The organism is Blautia sp. AF26-2, from assembly GCF_003460955.1.
Taxonomy (GTDB): Bacteria; Bacillota; Clostridia; order Lachnospirales; family Lachnospiraceae; genus Fusicatenibacter; species Fusicatenibacter saccharivorans.
In genome coordinates this window covers 237,180-256,216 of record NZ_QTWD01000006.1, presented here as the reverse complement: position 1 = coordinate 256,216, position 19,037 = coordinate 237,180, and the positions used below count along the sequence as shown (strand labels likewise).

The window sequence follows — 19,037 nt, the reverse complement described above, 5'->3', positions numbered from 1 at the left end:
TTTTCCTCAACAGCGACAGATTTCAGAGTCATCTTGAAAAATGTAAATTACCATCATGGTCCTTCTATCATAGAAACGACCCATGATAAGACCTATGACGCAACCCATGATGCAACCCATGATGCAACCCATGATAAAATCCTTGCATTTTGCATAGAACCACATTCAAAATTAGAAATCGCAGAACACTGTGGATACAAAAACACAAAAAACTTTACACAAAAATATCTGCGTCCGCTATTGAACAATGGAACACTCAAAATGACACTTCCCGATAAACCGAAAAGTAAACATCAAAAATATATTACAGTTCGTTCCGAATAAACAGAGAAGCAGGGCATTGGGTCTCATCTCCCTTTGTCCTGCTTCTTTTCATTTCAAATTATATTCACATCATTTACCCATACACCCAATCCTGGATCGCAAATTTCAAACTCTGTACCTTGCCCAGCAGCCAGATCGCAGCCAGCGGCAGCCCCATCGGGCTAATCAAAAATGCCATAACCAGCAAAATCACACCATTCTGCGGGGAATAGGTAATAAGCACAGCCACGCCAAGCAGAGCAATTACCGTGCTGAGCAGACCAAGCACCAGACCGGATATGTAGATCAGCCCCATGCAGAGCCAGACAAAAAGCGTCAACACCAAAATGACCGGTGCAGTTACAATCATCAGCAAGCTTTTCAAAATCTTCATTCCAGTTCTTCCCTCCAACGCTCCAGATACCGTTTGCACAGGGCATCCGCTTCTCTCTCATCATCTTCCGTCACTTCCCGTTTTCCTTTGGTCAGTTCAATCTCCAGATAAGTCCGGTAATCATCGGCTAAGAGGTCGAACAGTTCCTTGGGAGTATGGCACACCTCGCCAGAGCAATAGTGAAAATCTTGGTCAAATTCAACTCTTACACATCCATGGCGGCTGATATAAACTTCTATGGTCTCGTCTGCGGTCAGGTAATCCGCAAAAATCTCCAGCACCTTTTCAAAGGTCAACATCTGTTTTCACTCCTTTGCTACGCTTCTTATTCTACTCATATTATCTGGTACGGACAGGCAAAAGACAAGGATACAGACAAAAAGAAAAAGCGGAGGAAGGTGCGGCGAAGAAACGCCGTTCCTCCCTCCGCAAATGGAGTATCTATCCCTGTTATGAAAGTTTGGAGAGTTGGGTAAGGATTTCCTTCACACCCTCCCACAGTTGTTCCTGCCGCTGGGATATATCCTCCAAGTCAGCATTATAAACCCGCCCGGTCTCATGCACTTTGCGGGTCAGCTGGTTCAAGTTGTTGCTGCTTCGGCGCATCAGGGAGACCAACTCCTTCAGCTCTGGCAGTTCCAACTTGACCACATAACCATCCAGCGCCATTTTCCGCAGATAAGCACTCAGATTTTCTGTCCCGTATTGCTGCATCTTTTGATGGATCAGTTCCAGTTCTTCTGCGGACACCCAAAACAAAACCGGCACATCCCGCTTGCGCTTTGCCATGGTTATCGCTCCAGCTCCCGTTTTTTCGGGGCGGCAGACTTATGGGCGGGCAGCTCCTGTTTGAGCTTATCCCGTACTGAGGGACGGGACGGTTCCAGTTTTTCTCTCTGGGTACGGCTGCGCTGCTGTTCTTCACGCACCAGATCAATAAAACCATCCAGCACAGCAGGGTGGCTGTTTAAGGCATAACCACAACGGACGGTTTCGGGATTATCGTTGGGAATAGTCTTGGCCCATTCTTTGTTGCGTCGGGAGTAGCGCCCATCCCAGTCCTGAAGCTGGACCGTGTTAGACAGAACCATAGATACACGCTCCATGCCATAGGTCTCGATCACACCCTTTGCCGCATCGTGGCTGAGATACATTCCGTCGAAGTGTTCCCGCACCGCCGCTTCAATGGACTCCTTGCATTGGAGATTTACATTGTTGGAAGCTCGGTACTGCTCCAGCTCCCCATGTTCTCTCGCATAAGCAGCTGAATGGGGATAGACCGGTGTTGTTCGCAGTTCCTCTTTAGCTCTGCACACATCGTCGGCACGGTTCTCAATGCTGTCCCGGATCATATCCATATAGCCGGTCTCCAGCTTTTCAAAATAACGGTACACATCCGCCAGCGGCGAGGGAGATTCCAAAAGCGCCTGGGCCTGTGCGTCGGTCAGCTCCAGCTCCTCCATCGCCATCACAATATCCTCACGGACAGTATATTCATAGGTGTGGTGCAGGATTTCTTCCGGGGGCTGGCTTTTCAACCAGTCCCTATATTTTTCCTGCTCAGTGGCCATCTTTTCATAAAGGGCCGTATTCAGATTATTGGTATTCATGTTATCGCACCTCCTCATGCTGTTTTGGTTTCTTGTCTGTACTGCGGGGCGTCGCCGAACGCTTCAGGCTGTCCAGCACCGAAGTCCGTGTGCTTTTGGCAACAACAGCCTCTGCGTGCGCCTGTCCCTTTCCGTCGATGTTGAGCAAAGTATCCAGCTCCACCAGACGGGCATTTTTGCTTCGCAGTTCTTCTTCATAAAGGAATGGCTTTCCGACTTCCTCCTTTGCGGCAGCCTGCTGCTGATAGAGGTTATCCAGCTGGGCCTTTGCCGCCTCCAGACGCTGGGGCATCTGGGCGAGGGCATTGTCGATACGGGTAAGATTTCCGCGAGGGTCTGTACCAAGGGTTGCCCGGTGGGTCATCTGTCCTTTCAGCAGGAGCGTATACTCCTGTTTCCAAGCGGAAAATTCCACGGACATGGCATAACCCCGGTAGCTGCCGATCTGCACCGGATCGGAGGTTTTGACCTCCTTGCAGGCATCCAAAAGGGCTGCACCGGCGTTCTCCTTATCGGTCAGCAGGTCTCCACGAATCTCCATACCAGCAAAACCGTCCTCCGGGTGCGGGTGAGCTGTCAAAACCTCCAGATCGGATTCAAAGCCCTTGATAAAACCTTTGTGCTTTTCAATCTCCTCCGGGAAGTATTTGAGCAGCTGGTCCTCCAGACGATATTGCTTGCTCTGGTGGTCGGCTTTCATCAGCTTCAGGCGGGATACCTCCACATCCAAATCCATACGCTCCTTGATGCGGGGATCTCCGGCACACAGAGCCTTGATCTCGGCAAAACTGAGGGCTGTTTCATCCACATCATCGCAGGAACGCACCGGCGATTTAGAAGTCATGATCTGACTGATGAATTTCTGCTTGTTCTCCACTGTCTGCCAGAGGTATGCGTCAAAGGTTCCCTCGGTCACATAGCGGTACACATGAACAAGGGGGTTCTGGTTGCCCTGACGCTCGATACGCCCCTTTCTCTGGGCAAGGTCTCCGGGTCTCCACGGACAATCCAGATCATGAAGTGCCACCAGACGGTCCTGCACATTGGTGCCTGCGCCCATCTTGGCGGTGCTGCCCAAAAGGACACGAACCTGACCGGTACGGACTTTAGAGAACAGCTCCTTTTTCCGCACTTCGGTATTGGCTTCATGGATAAAAGCGATCTGGTCGGCAGGCATCCCCTGAGCAATGAGTTTCTGACGAATATCGTCATATACCGTAAAGGTCGGTTCCTGTTCCGGCAGAGGCACAGCGCCTTCCAATGCGTGAAGCAGTGGATTATCCAGCGTTTTCGCCGCCTTGCTTGCAGGAGCTTTGGCCTGTGGTGTAGAAATGTCGCAGAACACCAGCTGGGTCAGCTTGTCAGCTTTGCCGTCCCGCCAGATCTGCATGATGTTGTCCACACACTGATTGACCTTTGTGCCAGGTTCGTCCGGCAGCATCTGGTTGACGATCCTCTGGTCAAGCCCCAACTTACGGCCATCCGAGGTAATCTTGAGCATGTTATCCTGGGACGGGTCAACAGTTCCGCTGTGTACCAGCGATGCACGCTCCGAAAGAGCTTTGACCATTTCCTGCTGATGTTTGGTGGGCTGCGCCACGATGTTGTGGTACTCCACTTCCGGGGTAGGGAGATTTAACTGGTCGGCAGTCTTAATGTCCGCCACTTCTTTGAACAGGTTCATCAGCTCCGGCAGATTAAAGAACTTGCTGAATCTCGTTCTTGCCCGGTAGCCGGTTCCCTCCGGCGCCAGCTCCAATGCTGTGACGGTCTCCCCAAATCGGGAAGCCCAGCAGTCGAAGTGGGTCATGTTCAGTTCTTGCAGGCGTTCATACTGAAGGTAACGCTGCATGGTGTAAAGCTCGGTCATAGAGTTGCTGACTGGTGTGCCGGTGGCAAAAATCACGCCACGGTTTCCGGTGATCTCATCCATATAGCGGCACTTGGCAAACATATCGGAGGATTTCTGTGCATCCGATGTGGAAAGACCAGCCACATTCCGCATTTTTGTGTATAGAAACAGGTTTTTATAGTTGTGGGCCTCGTCCACAAACAAACGGTCCACACCCAGCTGCTCGAAGGTTACCACATCGTCTTTTCGTCCCTCGGCTTGCAGCTTTTCCAGTCTGGCTTCCAGAGATTTTCGGGTACGCTCCAGCTGCTTGACGGTAAAACGCTCGCCGCCGCTGGCCTGCACCTCTGCGATGCCCTCAGTGATCTCGTCGATCTGCTCATAGAGAAGCCTTTCCTGGCGCTCCCGGCTGATTGGGATACGCTCAAACTGGCTGTGTCCCATGATGATGGCGTCGTAGTCACCGGTCGCAATACGGGCGCAGAACTTCTTTCGGTTATGGGTCTCAAAGTCCTTTTTTGTGGTGACTAAGATATTGGCGGAAGGATAGAGACGTAGAAACTCCGACGCCCACTGCTCGGTCAAGTGGTTGGGAACCACAAAGAGAGATTTCTGGCACAAGCCCAGGCGTTTGGCTTCCATCGCAGCGGCCACCATCTCAAAGGTTTTGCCCGCGCCTACTTCGTGTGCCAACAGGGTATTTCCGCCATACAGCACATGGGCGATGGCACTTTTCTGGTGTTCCCGCAGGGTAATGGCCGGGTTCATGCCACCAAAAGTGATATGGCTGCCATCATACTCGCGGGGACGGGTAGAGTTCATTTCTTCGTTATACTGGCGCACCAAAGTCTGGCGGCGCTCCGGGTCTCTCCAGATCCAGTCCCTAAAGGCTTCCCGGATAGCCTGCTGTTTTTGGGCAGCCAGAGTGGTCTCCTTGGCGTTCAGCACGCGGCGCTCTTTTCCATCCGCATCCTCTATGGTGTCATAGATACGGACATCCCGCAGGTTCAGACTGTCCTCCAAAATCTTATAAGCATTGGCGCGGCTGGTCCCATAGGTGGTATAAGCTGCCACATCGTTGTAGGATACGGAAGATTTCCCCTTGATCTGCCATTCAGCAGTAAAGGAGGAATAGTTGACCTCTATGCTGCGCTGGAGATAAAACGGGGTGTTGAAGGTCTCGTACATAAACTGCTGGATATATTCCTTGTCGATCCAGGTGGCACCAAGGCGCACCTCGATCTCCGACGCATCCAGGTCTTTGGGCTGGGCGGCGGTAAGAGCTTCCACATTGACTGCAAAAGAAGGGTCCTGCTGTGCCGCCCGCTGCGCCTGACGCAGCTTGCGGCGCACATTCCCGGACAGGTATTCATCAGCAGTCACAAAATGGGGTGTGCCGTCCTGTTCCAGCTGTCCCGGTACACGGAAGATCACGCCTTGCAGCTCTCCGGCCAGTTCTTCTTTTGTTTTTCCGGTAAGCCGACTCATATAGCTCATATCTACGCAGGCCTTTTCCGAGATGGACACCGCCAGTGCTTCGCTTGCCGTATCCACAGTAGCCACTGCCTGATGGGGCTTGATGGTCCGTTTGGTGAACATATCCGCCTTGCGCTCCAGCTTTCCGTCCTCGTCGATAACTTCCAGCGCACAGAGCAGGTAATAGGAAGAATCATCTGCATAGGCCAGCCGATTTGCACGGTCGTTGATGAGACCGTATCTGGCAGAAAAGCTATCATAGAGCCGGTTCAGTTCCGCCTGTTTTTGGGTAATGGTGCTGTCTGGAACCGCTGCATCCATCTGAAGGTCGATCAGTTCCTGCACACAATCACGCAGTCCCACAAGACCTTTCACGCGGGCTTCGGCGGTGGCGTTGAGGTCAGGGCGCACCATGCGGCTGTTTTCCCGATAGTACACCTGCCCGTCTACAATGGCATAGGAATAGTTCTTCACATTTGGGTCGGCAGGAATGGAGGTGTCAATGGCTTCGCCTTCGCCCAGATCCGGCAGCTCTGCCTCCTGATAAGTGCCATGAATGTACTTCACAGCATCATGCAGCTGGTCGGAAAGCTCCAGTCCCTCGATAGGGTTCACGGTGTAATCCATACCATGAGCAGTGCTTACCGGCTCCTGTCTGCCCAGCACCATTTCCGGGTGGTCGATAAAATACCGGTTGATGGCAAACCCATCCTGCGTCGTCGCGGACTGCGCCTGCTCGTTTCCGCCTTGCGGCGAAAAGCTCGCTTGCTCCGTCGCTCCTCCTTCTCCCACAAAGTCTTGCGACTTTGCGGGAACCCTGATAATGCCGGTCTGCGTCCACTCTGGTGCAATGTCCAGCGGGCGGTCCCGCTTTTGGAGGAAGATGATGTCCGATACCACCTCGGCACCGGCATTCTTTTTGAACGCGTCATTCGGCAGACGGATAGCTCCCAGCAGCTCGGCACGCTGGGCAAGATAGCGGCGCACGGTGGAATCCTTGGCGTCCATAGTATAGCGGGAGGTTACAAAAGCCACCACGCCGCCGGGACGCACCTGGTCCAGTGCTTTGGCGAAAAAGTAGTTGTGAATACTGAAATTCAGCTTGTTGTAGGCTTTGTCATTGACCTGATACTGACCGAAAGGTACATTGCCGATGGCAAGGTCAAAGAAGTCACGCCTATCGGTGGTCTCAAAGCCGCCTACTGTGATGTCCGCCTTGGGATAGAGCTGCTTTGCGATGCGCCCGGAAACAGGGTCCAGCTCCACGCCGTACAGACGGCTGTTTCGCATTTTCTCCGGCAGCATACCAAAGAAATTGCCCACACCCATAGACGGCTCCAGAATATTTCCGGTCTCAAATCCCATACGGTCCACCGCTTCATAGATGGCCTGAATGACCGTAGGGCTGGTGTAATGGGCGTTGAGGGTAGAGCTTCTGGCGGCGGCATATTTCTCCGGGGTCAGCAGTTCTTTTAGCTGGGCATACTCTAAAGCCCATGCCGGTTTCTCCGGGTCAAACGCATCAGAGAGACCGCCCCAGCCCACGTATCGAGAAAGAACCTCCTGCTGTTCGGGGCTTGCCTGCTGTCCGGCAGCTTCCAGCTCTTTCAGCAAACGAATCGCATTGACATTTGCCTGGAACTTGGCTTTCGGACCGCCTTCGCCCAGGTGGTCGTCGGTGATACGGAAATTCTCAGCGGTGCGGCGCAGGTTGTCCTTGTATTCCCCGTAAGCGGCTTCCTCGGCGGCTCTGGCATTGGGAAAAGTCTGCCACTGGCCATTGACCTGAATGGAAACCGGGTGTTCATCCAACACTTCCTCAAAGGTTTTCTCCGGCTCAGTCACAGGGGCTGGTGGCTCCGGCTCCTCGATATGCAGTCGTTCCACCACCACATCATAAGGCAGATTGTTCTTATCGCCCGGATAGACGGCCATGGTCTCGGAATGGAAGGCCGGGGATTCGGTAGCCGATTGGGGCTGTTCCTGTCCAAAGCCATCCAGCTGACGGGCATACATCCCGCGCAGCAAAGGTGCAACCTCATCCCAGCGGAAATACAGCATAGCCAGACGCTTTTCCTCTGCATCCATGACTTCCAGTTCTATGCCCTGTGCCGTGGTACGGTAATCGGCAATATCGCCGGTCTCCAGATTCAGTGTCTCGATCTCACCGGAATAGGCTCTGCTCAGCCAGTAGGCGATCTCGCTGTTGCTCCTGCCGGATTGCAGCAGCGTGGAAAGCTGCTTTTTATCCGCTTCATCCATCAGTCCATGAGCCAATACATCCCGCAAGTCTTGATCTGCCTTGTCCGGGTCAATAGGAAGAAACTCGGTATAGTAAGCATTGCGGCGGTCTGCCCGAAGCAGCTGCTCGAACTGTTCTTTGCGCTCTGCCCGGTAGATGGGATATACCATCCCGGTGGGTAGAAGCTGTACGGTGTCCTCCCGCAGCTCTGTGATCTGATAGGCGTCATCCTCGATATACACGGTATCGCCCACGGCATAGACCGGGGCGGCTGGGTCGTAGGAGGTTCTTTGCGGAATTGGGCGGCGAACTGCGTCATATTCCTCATCGGAAATGGAAACTTCGGAAGTCTGCTCTGTCTCGGCATCTGCGATCTGCTCTGCATCTGACATCACCTGTTGGATAAACGGGGCATTGTCCAGTTTTTCCGGGTCTGTCACCTGTCCGTTGACGATCCCTCTTTCTTCCAGAGCTTCCCGGATGGCGATTGGGTCGATGTCGTCAAAACGGTTCTGTTCTTCTTCGGTATAGAACCGGTCCTCCTGAATGAGCTGGGCAATCCGGCGCTGTACCTTCGGCCAGGGCAGCTGCGTTTCCTCCGGGCTGCCGGCACGGACAACGAACAGGCTGTTGCTGTTACTGCCGCCGTATTCCTGAGCCAGCCATGCGGCGGTATCTTTTTCTCTTTCATGGTCTTTCATATAGCGGACAACAGCGTGTTTACTCTCGATATTGCCGTTCCATGCACAAAGGGCAGTATCAATATCTTCCTGAGAAAGAGGGCGCAGAAGCTCATGGAGCTTTGGATAGGTCTCGTCGATCACTTCCCGGTGTAAACGCTGACGGAATTCCGGCACATCCGAATAGAGTCGGATCAGCTCCATATCCTTAGAACCAAGAACCGCACGGCGCACAGCGGCATTGCCCTCGATGACAGCATTTTCACGGTCGGAATGACCGCAGGCATTTCGATATGCCACATCCTCAGATATGGCGGCAGTCACCACAGGCTTATACTGCTCAAACTGCTCCCGAAGGGTAGGCTTTGGCGTTTCTTCCTCCACCTCCGGCTGCTGGGCTTGAATGGCATCTTCTTCTGCCAATTCCTTTTCAGCCTGGATCTTGTCATACTGCGCCTGTTCCTGTTCGGTAAGATAGCGGCCTTTCTGGACAAGAGAGGTAATGCGCTTGGCAACCTTTTCCCAGTTCAAGTGAACATCCGGGCAGTCCTGCTTTTTATAGTGCAGTCCTTTCCCATCGTGATCTTCGCCGCTGTGTGTTGCGCCGGACAGGGCATGAGAGCGTCCGCCAATGCCATACTCATCTTTGAGGAATCTCACTTTCTCCTTATCCGTATGGTTTGCCATGAAGAACGCATAGATACGACCTTTTCCTCCGGCGAAACTGCTGCCACCGGTCATAGCGGCGTCGATCTCATCCTCGGTAATGAAGTGCTGGACAGTTGGCACTTGGGAAAGATCCGAAGAAAAGGTCCTGCGTGGCAGGTCAAGGTCTTTCAGGTTCTCCCAGATCTCCCTTGGCCTATGATAGTGAAAACGCAACAGGTCACGGTTCTGCTGATAGGCAGTCCAGAAAGCAGCGTATTCTTCCTTGAGAGTCTGGCGGAAGGTCGGGTCACTCAGCTGCTCCGTCAGGCGGTGGGTCTCCTCCGGGAACCCATTGCCTTTGATCTCTGACAGGCAGGACAAATATCCGGCTTCTCTGGCGTCCTCACTGAGATCGTGATATAGGTTCCAGAACTTTGTGGCAAGGAGGGAGCGTTCATAGCCTGCCGCTTCTGCAAGTTCCACATTTGAGGCAAACTGGCCGCTCTCCAAAAGCTCCCCGATACGCTCTGCGGCGCTCTCCCAGGAAATGACCTGGGCAGACCTGTCATAACGGACAGACTTCCCATGAGAAAGATGGATACCATCCTCGGCATACCATGCACTCACGCTGCCAAGGCCGTTGCCGCCGTGGTACAGCGTTTTCAGTATCTCGGCAATCTCAGCGGTGGTTTTCTGCTTTTCAAAGGCTGCAACCACACGCTCCCTCTGGCGGTCTGTATTGCCGCCCAAACGCAGTACATGGTCAATGTCGTTTTGGGCAAAAGAAAAAGCAGAGGATGTATGCGCTACATTCTCTGCTTCATCTATGGATTGGATCTGTTCCGCTTCGGAGAGGAACAGGTTTAGGGTCAGCTGTTGATAAGTTCCGCCATCAGGATTTCCTCGGCCTGAGCTTTGCAGGTGTTCATCAGCCCCACCCACTTCATGGGATCGCTGGCTTTCAGTTCCTCGGTGGCTCCCGCTTCCTTCGCCAGCTGGGGCATCATCTGCTCCAGTCTGCTCTGGGCGGTCTCGTCGATCTCCAGAAGGTGCGGGTACAGCTTCTCGCTCAGCAACATCTGGTTGTAGAGGATGGGACGATGTTCCTTCAGGTAGGTTTTCCTCATCCTGCCGTACTTGCCCAGGGGTTTCGACCGCTGCTGGCTCAGCTTCAGGTCGGGAATCAGATAGTCTCCGTTCTGGATATAGGTCATGGGATTGTTCATCTTGCTTGCTCCTTTCTTGGTTGGCTTCGCGCTCTGCATTTCGGACGGTAACGCCAATCTGCCGCAGCACCTGCTGGTTGATCTGGCTGACCGCTGTTCCAAGCGCCCCGATAGTTGCCGGGGTATTGAAATCAAAGATCGCCATGAAATCTTCGTGGTCGAAGTAGCGTTCTGGCTCCAGTCCGCAGCGGGACATCAAAGCGTAAGTGATGCTGACGGTGGCTGCTGCTTTGAACTGTACTCCGATGTTAAACTCATCATATTCCTCCAAAAAGGAACCGTCAACGATATAGAAGAAGTCCTGCTGATGCTCCGTCCAGTATTCCTCAGCCAGTTTTCCGGCTACCTCAGTGAGCTGTCCGGCAAGGTCATCACCGGAAACATCATAGGTGCGCTCAAGCATGGCCTGCACCGAATCCAAATGGCGCTCCTCCAGCTGCCACAGCCAGGGAGTGCGGGAATGTTCACGGGTTCCGGTGTCGGAAATATCAAAGACATAACGCAGGCGGGGCCTGTCCCCGGAATCGTCCAGCAGAGCGATTCCCTTGGAACCGCGCCTTACATACCGGCCCATCTTTTCATTCCACAAATCGTACTCCGCACAGGCAGTGGCGTCCGGTCGCTGGGCGTAGATCATCAGCTGTTCATGGAACGGGTATTTGTAAAGTCGGGAAGCAGTGGTGAGAAACCCTGCCCATTCCTGCCAGCTCCCCGTGAGCTGCGTTGCCACCTTGTCCGCCATCTGTGCATATAGTTCAGCTTTGGTTGGCATAGTGTTCTGTCCTCCTTTCGGTTTTGGGGTAAAAAGGTGGGGTGGCAGATCGCCACCCCATCCCTGCGATTATGGTGTTTACTGGTCAAAATCCGGGTACAATTCCAGCTCGGCAAACTTCTCATCGGTCATCGCACAGAGCTTCGTAAGGGCGCTGTCGGTCAACTCTCTCAGCTCTGTTTCCTCCGGCGAAAGCTCGCCGCGCATCTCACGCAGACTGTCAATCAGCCCGGTGCGGCTGCCGGTATTGTAAATGCACATCAGGTTCATTTCCTCAAAAGTAAAGTTTCCCATATCAAATCTCCCTTTCCGCACTCTTTTTGGGTGCTGTCTTTTTGTGTTCTGTCTTGGGCTGGCCTTTCAGCTGCTCCATGACGGACTTTTTCTTTTCCCGTTCCTCCCGATGGGTGGCGGCTGCCAACTCCATCAGGGAAATGGGCTGACCGCTTCGGGCCTGCTGTTCCAGCTCTGCCACCGTGGGTTCTTTTGCGCCATTGTTGATGATACCGTCAATCATGCCGTAATCGTCCTCCAGCATCATTTCCGCATTTTTCAGCGGGTTTTCTGGCAGGAATCCGGGGATCTGGGTAAAACCAACACTGTCACAGTAATGACAGGATACCTTACCGTCCTGTCTGATCGCAACGATGTCGCTGACGCTCATGGAGGGACTGTGAAAGTCCACGGGCTTTTCCAGATTGAATTGCTGATAGAGTTTTTCCAGCTGCTCCGGCACAGTGCCAGACTCCCTCAGAGGAGCTGTGTAAATGAGGTCATAATTGCTGCGGTCTATGGAAATGTTATGGGACTTTAACCAGTCCAGATTCATAAAGCGCACATTCTGCGGATCGTCACGACTTACCTGATAGATGGCAAAGCAATCTCTGTTCTGGGAGAGAAATGCCTGTTCGCGTTCCTGCTGATGTTCCTGACGCTCCATGACCTTTTCGTGGAACTGAGGGCTTTTCTCCCATTCCTCATGGTCCACACCGAAAAGACCGCCATGATCCATGATTTCCTGCGGGTCAAACACCATGCTCTCCGTATTGTCCTCATACAGCACATAGACGGTCAAACCGGCGGCATCCAGTTCCAGCGCCCGTTCTCTGGTAACAGGGAGCATCCCATCATAGGTGTAGCCATATTCCTGCATATCCGGTGTGGATACCTGCTCATCCGGCATGGGGTATTCATCCAGTGCCTGCTCCTGCGCTTCCGGCAGCTGGGAAGAGGCAGTCATCTGACTGGCCTCTGTCTGCATCTGCTGGTAGGCAGTTTCCTGCAAGGTCTCAATCATGGACAACGGTGCGTATTTTACCGAGTCTCTGCCCAAATCGTTGTCATCACAAATCTGGAAAACTGCCTTCATGCGGGAAATCTCCGGCATATCCAGCTGACCACCATCCAACTCTTTCATGGACGCAGCATCGTAAAGGGTATAGTCCCAGCCACTGTCACAGGACTGGATATGAAGATAGGTGGCATCGTCAATCAGAAACAAAGCCTCCTGCTGGTTGGCGTCCGCCCCCATCACTTCCATTTCCGGCATTGCCGCAGCCAGTTCCTTTACCGCTTTTTGCACCAGAGGATTATCACGGTAATAGTCGATTGCCTGGATGGTGTCCAGGTCAATGGTCTGGCCGGTCAAAATCGGAAAAGGTCCTTCATAGTCGCTTCCGTCTTTCAGCTCAAAACCAATGCCCTTGATCCCGTTCATTCGCTCTGCTGGAATCTCCTGATAAATGCGGACAGCTTCCTCCAAAGACAGGTTATCGTGGTATTCTCCGAGGTTTGGAAATTCCATGCACTCTGCTACATAGTAGGTCAGATCGCCGGTCGGCAGCCTATCAGATACCTTAATGGCATCTGCTGGCTGCTCTATCGGGGCGGTTTCCGGCTCTACCTTTGCATGAGGGTCGATTCCGCGCTCTTTGCAGATTTCCTTATAGTGGCGCTCAATGTCGGAGATCAAGGTGCCGGAGGTTTTGTTGATGGACTCCAAACTGGCTCTCAACTCTTTCAGTTCCTTGCCCTGACTCCAACTGGCAATATAGCCAAAGCTGTTTTCTCCTGTCTCGATGCCAAAATATTTGCAGACTGCATAGGAGATGCTTTCAGCCTCCACTTCTTCCGTGTGACGGTTTTTGATTGCCTGTTTTTCTGCGGTTGCATCTTCCTCAACTGCAAGACGCCATTCAAACTGATTTTCGTCCACATAACGCCAATCCATATCAGAAGCAAACTGTTCGGCTTCTTTTTCTGTGGTAAAATCCAACTTGAAATCATGCTTGGTTCCACCTTCACTCTCCTGCACAACCTTCCATGACGGTAGCATTTCATATTTTTTAGGGTCATGGAGCTTGCTGTGGGCAATCTCGTGTACTGTGGCCGAAACCGTCTGCACCTCACTCATGCCCTGACGAATGGTGATTTTCTGATGATCGGCAGAAAAATAGCCGTCCGTATCGGCGGCCATTGCTTCAAAAGTGATCGGCACCGGCGCACTGCGGCGCAGAGCCTCCATGAATGCCTCATAATTTGGCACATTGCCGGAAAGGGAGGAAGCAAGCTCAGGCAAAGGTTTCCCGTCGGTCTGGCTCACATCAAAGACCTTGACCGGGCGAAACATGGGGATCTCGATTTCTTTTTCCTCTGTGACGATCTTTCCGTCTTTATCCAAAATCGGAGCCTTGGTATCCGGGTCCAGTTTCTGCTCCTCGATTTTCTTCTTATATGGTGTGGGAGCAATGATGGTAATACCATGCTCGCCCTTTTTTACATGACGCTCAAACTGGTCTTTCCACTTATTGTATCCGGCTACCAATGTAGCGTCCGGCTTCTGCATATAGATGAGCATGGTGTTGTTTACCGAATAGCGGTGGAAGCGGGACATGACGGACAGATAGCGCATATACTTTTCACTCTCAAACAGTTCTTTGATCCCCTGCTCGATGCCATCTGTGATTTCCCTTAGCCGCTCTCGGTTGGTGGGTTTGTTCTCAGCCATGATTTTCAATCTCCTTTCCAAGTGTGTGATTTCTGCTGTGTGTTCTGCAATCCATGCCTTTTGTTCTTCTTCACTTTCATAAAGAAAAAGGTCCAACAGGTACTCTACATAGGTTTTCTTCTGGATTGCTTCCACAAAACGGGGGTGCGGTTCTTCCTCCGGTGTCCGGGGAGAATTGTCGGCCTCCCATTTTTTCAGCAGATAGTAGTAATCGGACAGTACGCGATAACACCGCTGCCGGTCCTCCCGAAACTTTTGTGCCTTTGTTTTCTGCCGGACATATCTCCTACGGGGAGGGGCCTGACTGTCATAGATCAGGCCAAAGTCCTGTGCCAATTTCTCTGCTGCTTCTTTTGGGGAGAGGTCAAAGAGCTTTGCGGTAAAGTCGATCACATCGCCAGTAGCTCCGCAGCCGAAACAGTAGAAATATTCCTCGTTCAGCTTCATGCTGGGGTTCTTATCATCGTGAAAGGGACAACAGGCCATGCCATTTCGTTTGATCTCGATCCCATAAAACGCTGCCGCATCTCTGGTGCTGACCGACTGCTTGACTGCTTCAAATACATTCTCTGCCATGTGCCTTTAACTGCTGGACTTTCTCACAGGGGGCTGGTATCCGGCAGCTTTCGCGCGTTCACTGGCAGCTTTGCGGCGTTCTGCGCTGTATGGCTCTCGGACTGATACACACCGCTTAGGAACGGTAAAGTTATGGGCGTCCTTTCGGGTGATCTGGTCGGGGTGCTTTTTTGCCAGCAGTTCCAGCTTCTCCATCAGACGGGGATCATGAGTATAGATCTCAGCCATTGGTTCTGCCTGGTTATAGAGGAGAATGGTTTCCCGTTCCACTAAAGAGAGATTCATCAGCTGCCTCCTTTCCGCTGGTCAAATTCCAGCTTGAAGTTGGCGTACTGTCCATCGTCCTCCAAAACCACAGTGGCATCGTAGGTCTTGCCGGTTTTCTCCGAATATAGCCCCGTCACACGGACACGGCCATCGTTAAGCAGTGCAGACACCACAGCCTTGGTCGGCTGTTTTTTCTTGGCAGCCCACCATTTGTTATTTTTCCAGATTGCAAATTTGCAAGAATCATTCTGACAGAAGAAGCCTTTTTGCAGTTCTGCAACTTCACCGCCGCAGCGAGGGCATTTGCCCACCACCTCACGGGGCGGAGTGAACAGGTACTCAGTTCCTTTGATGACCTGATAAGTTCCCACCAGATCTTTCAGCATGGTGCTGATCCCGTCCAAAAACTCCTCCGGGGCAAGCTGCCCGCGCTCGATCTCGCCCAGTCGGTACTCCCACTCGGCAGTCAGAAGCGGCGATTGCAGTTGTTCCGGCAGAACGGTGATCAGGGAAACTGCATCGTGGGAAGGGAGAAGCTGCACCGTTTTCCTGCTCTTTTTTCGTTCCAGAAAACCGGCAGATACCAGCTTTTCCAAAATACCGGCACGGGTGGCCGGTGTCCCCAGACCTTTTCGCTCGGCATCCTCCGGCATATCCTCTTTTCCGGCAGTCTCCATCGCGGACAACAGAGTGTCCTCCGTAAAGTGCAGGGGCGGACTGCTTTTGCCTTCTTTGACGATTGCAGCAACAACCGAAAGAGTCTGTCCTTCGGTCAGCTCCGGCAGGGCTTTCTCTGCGCCCTCTTTTTTCGGCTCTGCATCCTTCATTTTGGCACGGTAGGCGTCCTCCAGTGCTTTCCATCCGTGGTGCTTCACCGTTTTTCCTTTGGCGGTAAACTCCCTACCGGCACACGCTGCAATCACAACGGTTTCCGAATAGATATGGGGCTGGGCCACGGCACACAGCAGACGCAGGGCCACCAGCTCCAGCACCGCTTTTTCTCCCGCAGGAAGGGCAGAAAGGTCTGCATCCTTGAGATTTCTGGTAGGGATTACTGCGTGGTGGTCGGTTACTTTCTTATCGTTGATGACCGTATGCGGATCACAGGTAATGGCGATCCCTTTGCGAAACGGCATAGCACTGGCAACCAGATTCACCAGCACCGGCAGGCTGTCTGCCATATCACCAGTCAGATAGCGGCTGTCAGTACGTGGATAGGTGCAGAGCTTCTTTTCATACAGGCTTTGTAGATAGTCCAGGGTCTGCTGGGCTGTAAATCCAAGCAGGCGGTTGGCATCTCTTTGCAGGGTAGTCAGGTCATAGAGGGCAGGCGGCTTTTCGGACTTTTCCTTGCACTCCACCTTTTTGATTGTGACATTTGCACCCTGACAGGCTTCTTTCAGCTGTTCGGCAGCAGCTTTATCCGCCATGCGCTCCCCGGATATGGTAAGACCGGGCAGCTCCAGCGCCACGGCATAAAAAGGAACCGGCTTAAAGGTGTCGATTTCAGCTTCTCGCTGGACAATCAGTGCCAGCGTTGGGGACATCACGCGCCCGATGTTGAGGGTGCGGTGGTACAGCACGGAAAAAAGCCTTGTGGCATTGATCCCTACCAACCAGTCGGCCTTGGCACGGCAGAGAGCAGCATCCCGAAGTCCATCATAATCTACACCTGGGCGCAGGTTTGCAAAGCCCTCCCTTATGGCGGAGTCCTCCATCGAAGAAATCCAGAGCCTTTTCATCGGCTTTTGGCAGCCTGCCAGCTCATAGACGCTGCGGAAGATCAGCTCGCCCTCGCGTCCGGCATCACAGGCATTTACTACCTCCGTCACATCCGGGGCGTTCATCAGCTTTTTGAGAATATCAAACTGCTTTTTCTTATCCTTTCCCACTACCATCTGCCAATGCTCCGGCAGAATAGGCAGGTCATCATATCGCCACTTGGCATACTTGGGATCATAACTGTCTGCATCCGCAAGACCGGCCAGATGGCCCACGCACCAGCTGACACGCCAGCCGTTACCCTCCAGATACCCATCCTTACGAGCAGTTGCACCGATTACCGTAGCCAGACTTTGTGCAACCGATGGTTTTTCAGCAATCACTAAATTCATAATCTTCAGCCTCCCATTCTTCCCGCACAGGCGTGTGCAGTTTTTTCTCTATGCTGTTTTCCTCATCCAGTAGCAGGTTATAACCAAACCGGTAGTCATAGCGGTACAGTTTCCCCAGCAGGTCATTGATGATGATACGGCAAGCCAAAATGACACGGGTTTTATCCACCTGCATCAGCTGGTAGCGTTGATAATTGCTGTAATATTCTTCGTGACGGCGGGTATTGCAGGCGGCATCTTCAAGTAAACTATCTACTGCATCCTGACAACCATCTTCTTTTTCCCCTTCCATGCAGTTCAGAAGTTCCATCATCAAAGGAAAGCTCTGTTCATCCATAGGAGCTTCTGCTGCAAGAAAACCGATCAAAGCGGATAAGAGCAGCCGAGCCGCCGTCTGTTCTTGTTCCGTCAGCACGGCCATTGTTTTCTCCGCATTTGGCAGGATCTTTTCTTCCACAAAATCTGCCGCATCGTCGGAACAAAGCTGACGGATAGAATCTATGGACAATGAAACTGTCACGGTATCTAAGGAGAAATCAAAGGGGTCATCTTGCTTTGGCTTTCTCCGAAGTTTGTTTAACATGGTAGAAAGAATGTCGCCGCCAAAATACACGGCGATCACCAGCAGGTCAAAAACAGCAATCAGCTTGATAAATATAATCAGAACACTCATTTTTTTCGTTTCCTTTCTTTGAGCCAGCGTTCCATCTCGCGATGGCAGATACCTACGCAGGGACTTCCATAATTCCCGCAGCCATAGCAGGGGTGGCTGTGGGGTAAAGAAGGAGGACGGGAAGTTTCCTTCCCGCCCTCCGGCCTGCGTGTCATCATGCGTTCATAGGGACTGTCTGTGAAACGGGTCATTTCACACTGTCCTCATCATCTTCTTCTGTGCTGCCCCCATCAGCGTCCGGTTCGTCCGACTCCTCATCCTCGGTTTCCCATTCCTCGGAATCTTCCTCGCCATAATCATAATCGTCCAGACTGTCATTGCCCTTGGTCTTAGGCTTGTTCTTAACAAGCTTCAAATAGGCAAATACGCCACAGCCGCCCAGCAGAGCCAGCAAAAGGACTATCGCAGCCGGGTTCAGTCCGGCAGGCTTCTCTTTTTCCGGCTCCGGTGTTTCTGCCGGAGGTTCCGGTGCTTTGCCCGTACATTTACTCTTATCAGTTACACAGACCGGGCAGGCCGTATTGACTGCCCCTGCTTCACATTTTGCCGTGCAGCTGCATACCGCAGGCGGCTCCTCTTTTGCTTTTCCATCTTCCATCAGTGCCATCAAATCCGCTTCATCCACCTGATTCAGAAAGTGAACAGCAGTCTTTTTATCCTCATTCGCCCTGTCAATCAGGATGTAAAAGTAATTTCCAGCTTTGGTCGTAACAGTAATAAGCTGCTTATTGCCTCCAAAATCATCCACCAGTGCCGCATTCCCCTCCGGTGTAAGTGCCGGTGCTGGTTCTGTTTCTTCCACAGTAACATTGCTGTCATTGGTAGAATCCTCTGCCGGTGCCGCCGGAGCCTGTTCTGACCCCTGTGCAAAAGCAGGGATCGTAAAGCCAAATGCCACAACCATTGTCAGGCAAAGGGCGGAAAGTGTTCGGAGCAATCGTTTATTCCTCATAGCTGTTTTCCTCCTGTTCGTTATTGTCATCAGCCAAACTGCCGGGAACTGTGCCACCGGACAGCATGGCGCTCAACTGGGTCGGGGTCATACGCAGGGCGCGCACCATCTGGACGATCTCCAGATTTTCTGCCTCGGTTTTCTGTGCTTCCAGCGCCTTGAGCTTTTCCTGATACTCTGCGATCTTCTCGCGGACCTTTGTAATCTCCTGGTCAATGCGCTCAATTTTGTTCTTTGCCATCGTC

The 19,037-nt window shown here is 52.5% G+C and carries 16 protein-coding genes; 2 read left to right on the top strand and 14 right to left on the bottom strand.

The features are described from left to right. A partial coding sequence (locus DWY63_RS10045) for a Fic family protein (RefSeq protein WP_442857753.1) occupies nucleotides 1-324 on the top strand: 324 nt, incomplete at its 5' end. A gap of 73 nt (nucleotides 325-397) precedes the next feature. Here DWY63_RS10045 and DWY63_RS10040 read toward each other — a convergent pair. The 6 genes from DWY63_RS10040 to DWY63_RS10010 form a co-directional block, all read right to left on the bottom strand. Next, nucleotides 398-697 carry a CD1845 family protein gene (locus DWY63_RS10040; RefSeq protein ID WP_117802006.1) on the bottom strand — a complete coding sequence of 100 codons (300 nt, stop codon included), beginning with the start codon at nucleotides 695-697 and terminating at the stop codon, nucleotides 398-400. Then, entirely contained in the window at nucleotides 694-996 is a 303-nt protein-coding gene (locus tag DWY63_RS10035) for a hypothetical protein (RefSeq protein ID WP_117802005.1), read from the bottom strand. Before DWY63_RS10035 ends, DWY63_RS10040 begins: the two co-directional genes overlap by 4 nt. A 151-nt stretch (nucleotides 997-1,147) precedes the next feature. Beyond that, nucleotides 1,148-1,486: a plasmid mobilization protein gene (locus DWY63_RS10025; RefSeq protein ID WP_003526263.1), complete on the bottom strand. Its 339-nt coding sequence runs from the start codon at nucleotides 1,484-1,486 to the stop codon at nucleotides 1,148-1,150. A gap of 2 nt (nucleotides 1,487-1,488) precedes the next feature. Then, complete coding sequence (locus DWY63_RS10020; RefSeq protein ID WP_117802003.1) at nucleotides 1,489-2,307, bottom strand: DUF3849 domain-containing protein; 819 nt, start codon at nucleotides 2,305-2,307, stop codon at nucleotides 1,489-1,491. Nucleotide 2,308: 1 nt separating this feature from the next. Further along, nucleotides 2,309-8,578 carry an SNF2-related protein gene (locus tag DWY63_RS18170; protein ID WP_442857754.1) on the bottom strand — a complete coding sequence of 2,090 codons (6,270 nt, stop codon included), beginning with the start codon at nucleotides 8,576-8,578 and terminating at the stop codon, nucleotides 2,309-2,311. Between the two features lie 1,496 nt (nucleotides 8,579-10,074). Further along, entirely contained in the window at nucleotides 10,075-10,419 is a 345-nt protein-coding gene (locus DWY63_RS10010; protein WP_435391139.1) for a TnpV protein, read from the bottom strand. On the opposite strand from DWY63_RS10010, the gene DWY63_RS10005 reads away from it, so the two are divergent. Beyond that, a complete protein-coding gene (locus tag DWY63_RS10005) occupies nucleotides 10,418-11,185 on the top strand; it encodes a hypothetical protein (RefSeq protein WP_117802001.1) in 768 nt (255 codons plus the stop codon). The genes DWY63_RS10010 and DWY63_RS10005 overlap by 2 nt on opposite strands. Nucleotides 11,186-11,281: 96 nt before the next feature. Here the strand turns inward: DWY63_RS10005 and DWY63_RS10000 are convergent, their stop codons facing one another. The 8 genes from DWY63_RS10000 to DWY63_RS09965 are packed head-to-tail and all read right to left on the bottom strand — an operon-like array spanning nucleotide 11,282 to nucleotide 19,033. Then, nucleotides 11,282-11,497 (bottom strand): transposon-transfer assisting family protein, encoded by a 216-nt coding sequence (locus DWY63_RS10000; RefSeq protein WP_003526257.1) that lies wholly within the window; start codon nucleotides 11,495-11,497, stop codon nucleotides 11,282-11,284. Between the two features lies 1 nt (nucleotide 11,498). Next, complete coding sequence (locus DWY63_RS09995) at nucleotides 11,499-14,786, bottom strand: YodL domain-containing protein (RefSeq protein ID WP_117802000.1); 3,288 nt, start codon at nucleotides 14,784-14,786, stop codon at nucleotides 11,499-11,501. Nucleotides 14,787-14,792: 6 nt separating this feature from the next. After that, a complete protein-coding gene (locus tag DWY63_RS09990; RefSeq protein ID WP_117718797.1) occupies nucleotides 14,793-15,071 on the bottom strand; it encodes an immunoglobulin in 279 nt (92 codons plus the stop codon). Beyond that, nucleotides 15,071-17,167, bottom strand: coding sequence for a type IA DNA topoisomerase (locus tag DWY63_RS09985; protein WP_117801999.1), 2,097 nt, complete (start codon nucleotides 17,165-17,167; stop codon nucleotides 15,071-15,073). The genes DWY63_RS09990 and DWY63_RS09985 overlap by 1 nt, the downstream gene beginning before the upstream one ends. Further along, nucleotides 17,148-17,840, bottom strand: a complete 693-nt coding sequence (locus tag DWY63_RS09980; RefSeq protein ID WP_117510797.1) for a conjugal transfer protein TraG — start codon at nucleotides 17,838-17,840, stop codon at nucleotides 17,148-17,150. The genes DWY63_RS09985 and DWY63_RS09980 overlap by 20 nt, the downstream gene beginning before the upstream one ends. Beyond that, the gene (locus tag DWY63_RS09975; RefSeq protein ID WP_025491749.1) at nucleotides 17,837-18,031 is read right to left on the bottom strand and encodes a hypothetical protein; all 195 of its coding nucleotides are present in this window, start codon (nucleotides 18,029-18,031) and stop codon (nucleotides 17,837-17,839) included. Before DWY63_RS09975 ends, DWY63_RS09980 begins: the two co-directional genes overlap by 4 nt. After that, nucleotides 18,028-18,792 carry a DUF4366 domain-containing protein gene (locus DWY63_RS09970; RefSeq protein ID WP_117801998.1) on the bottom strand — a complete coding sequence of 255 codons (765 nt, stop codon included), beginning with the start codon at nucleotides 18,790-18,792 and terminating at the stop codon, nucleotides 18,028-18,030. Before DWY63_RS09970 ends, DWY63_RS09975 begins: the two co-directional genes overlap by 4 nt. Further along, nucleotides 18,782-19,033 (bottom strand): DUF4315 family protein, encoded by a 252-nt coding sequence (locus tag DWY63_RS09965; RefSeq protein WP_006777886.1) that lies wholly within the window; start codon nucleotides 19,031-19,033, stop codon nucleotides 18,782-18,784. Before DWY63_RS09965 ends, DWY63_RS09970 begins: the two co-directional genes overlap by 11 nt. Nucleotides 19,034-19,037: the final 4 nt, after the last annotated feature.

Bases quoted from the DNA above. Each gene is read 5' to 3' on its own strand.
- DWY63_RS10040 (WP_117802006.1), bottom strand. From the start codon at position 697: ATGAAGATTTTGAAAAGCTTGCTGATGATTGTAACTGCACCGGTCATT.
- DWY63_RS10035 (WP_117802005.1), bottom strand. From the start codon at position 996: ATGTTGACCTTTGAAAAGGTGCTGGAGATTTTTGCGGATTACCTGACC.
- DWY63_RS10025 (WP_003526263.1), bottom strand. From the start codon at position 1,486: ATGGCAAAGCGCAAGCGGGATGTGCCGGTTTTGTTTTGGGTGTCCGCA.
- DWY63_RS10020 (WP_117802003.1), bottom strand. From the start codon at position 2,307: ATGAATACCAATAATCTGAATACGGCCCTTTATGAAAAGATGGCCACT.
- DWY63_RS18170 (WP_442857754.1), bottom strand. From the start codon at position 8,578: ATGAAAGACCATGAAAGAGAAAAAGATACCGCCGCATGGCTGGCTCAG.
- DWY63_RS10005 (WP_117802001.1), top strand. From the start codon at position 10,418: ATGGGATTGTTCATCTTGCTTGCTCCTTTCTTGGTTGGCTTCGCGCTC.
- DWY63_RS10010 (WP_435391139.1), bottom strand. From the start codon at position 10,419: ATGACCTATATCCAGAACGGAGACTATCTGATTCCCGACCTGAAGCTG.
- DWY63_RS10000 (WP_003526257.1), bottom strand. From the start codon at position 11,497: ATGGGAAACTTTACTTTTGAGGAAATGAACCTGATGTGCATTTACAAT.
- DWY63_RS09995 (WP_117802000.1), bottom strand. From the start codon at position 14,786: ATGGCAGAGAATGTATTTGAAGCAGTCAAGCAGTCGGTCAGCACCAGA.
- DWY63_RS09990 (WP_117718797.1), bottom strand. From the start codon at position 15,071: ATGAATCTCTCTTTAGTGGAACGGGAAACCATTCTCCTCTATAACCAG.
- DWY63_RS09985 (WP_117801999.1), bottom strand. From the start codon at position 17,167: ATGAATTTAGTGATTGCTGAAAAACCATCGGTTGCACAAAGTCTGGCT.
- DWY63_RS09980 (WP_117510797.1), bottom strand. From the start codon at position 17,840: ATGAGTGTTCTGATTATATTTATCAAGCTGATTGCTGTTTTTGACCTG.
- DWY63_RS09975 (WP_025491749.1), bottom strand. From the start codon at position 18,031: ATGACCCGTTTCACAGACAGTCCCTATGAACGCATGATGACACGCAGG.
- DWY63_RS09970 (WP_117801998.1), bottom strand. From the start codon at position 18,792: ATGAGGAATAAACGATTGCTCCGAACACTTTCCGCCCTTTGCCTGACA.
- DWY63_RS09965 (WP_006777886.1), bottom strand. From the start codon at position 19,033: ATGGCAAAGAACAAAATTGAGCGCATTGACCAGGAGATTACAAAGGTC.